Here is a 1,426-nt window from a genome sequence, read left to right as displayed (position 1 = left end):
CCTCGTCATCGACCGTGAAGTGCTTGGCGTGCAGGACGAACGGGGCCTTGTAGAGGTAGATCCGCACCCCGGCTTCCAGCAGCGCCTCGTAGTAGGACTGCTGGGCGTGGTGGACCAGGAACTGGTCCCCCTTCTCGGAGACGAACAGCTCGACGTCGACGCCGCGCTGCGCCGCCGTGGTCACGGCGTACAGCAGCGAGTCGTCCGGCACGAAGTACGGGCTGCAGATGGAGAGCTTGTGCTGCGCCGAGTAGATCAGGGTGTTGAACAGGCGCAGGTTGTTCTCGGTGATAAAGCCGGGCCCGCTGGGCACCACCTGCGCCGTAACGTGGCCGGGGGTCGACTTGAACTGGTGGGCCAGCTGGTGTTCGAGGGATTCGTCGGTCTCGCTGAGCCAGTCCGTCGCGAACACCACGTTCAGGGTGGTCACGATCGGGCCGCGCATACGCGTCATGAGCTCGACCCATTCCCGGCCGACCTTGCGGTGGCGGGGGTTGTTGTAGGAGGGCTCGATCAGGTTCTGGGAGCCGGTGAAGGCCACCTCGCCGTCGATCACCATGATCTTGCGGTGGTTGCGGAGATCGGGCCGGCGCCACTGGCCGTGCACCGGCCGCAGCGGCAGCATGGGGCGCCAGCGGATCTTGCTGGCGTTCAGCCGCGCGGTGAGCTTGCTGTAGCCCTTGATCCGCATGGTCCCGAGGTGGTCGAAGAGGACGCGGACCTCGACGCCGCGTTCGGCGGCATCCTCGAGGGCGGTCAGGAGTTCGTCCGTCACGTGGTCCGAGCTCATGATGTAGAACTCGGCGTTGATGAAGGACTTGGCCTCGCGGGCCGCGGCAGCCATCGCCTTAATGGAATCCGGGTAGCCGGGGAGCAACTCCACGCTGTTGCCGTCCACCATGGGCAGCGAGCCGAGCGTCTTGTTCAGCTCCGCCGCGGACGCCACCCATTCGGGCCCGTCATACTCGCTCTCGACGGCGGCCATTTCCGAGGTGCCGGCCCTGATCCGGGTGTTCACCGCCTCCTGCTGCGCGCGGCGGCGGCGGGAGAGCCGGAAGTTGCCGAAGAGCAGGAACAGCACCAGTCCGAGCGCCGGAACGAAGAAGATGCCCAGCAGCCAGGCCATGGCGGTGGTGGGGCGCCGGTTCCCCGGGATGATGCCCAGGGCGAGCACACGGATGGCGAGGTCGATGACTGTCAGGATGAGGACCACCCAGGACGGGAGTGTTCCCACAAGCGGAAATGGCCACAGCACAGGCGAACCCCTCAAATTCCAGACCCGCGGAACAGTTCCGGAACGGGCAATCCGCAAATCCTATCCCGCCGTAGGCCGCACTAAGCTGAAGGCATGACTACCCCCGCCACTGATCCGGCCCGCAGCACCTGAAGGCATGACTACCCCCGCCACTGATCCGGCCCGCAGCAC

At 66.2% G+C, this 1,426-nt stretch carries 1 protein-coding gene; it reads right to left on the bottom strand.

Going from position 1 to position 1,426, the window contains the following annotated elements:
* Positions 1–1,255: phospholipase D-like domain-containing protein (locus tag AC1DHD_RS16275; RefSeq protein WP_476880697.1), on the bottom strand; the 1,255-nt coding region annotated here is incomplete at its 3' end.
* Between the last annotated feature and the right edge of the window lie 171 nt (positions 1,256–1,426).

Source organism: Arthrobacter sp. 05L45_2 (assembly GCF_056397525.1).
This window is presented reverse-complemented; position numbering and strand designations above follow the sequence as displayed.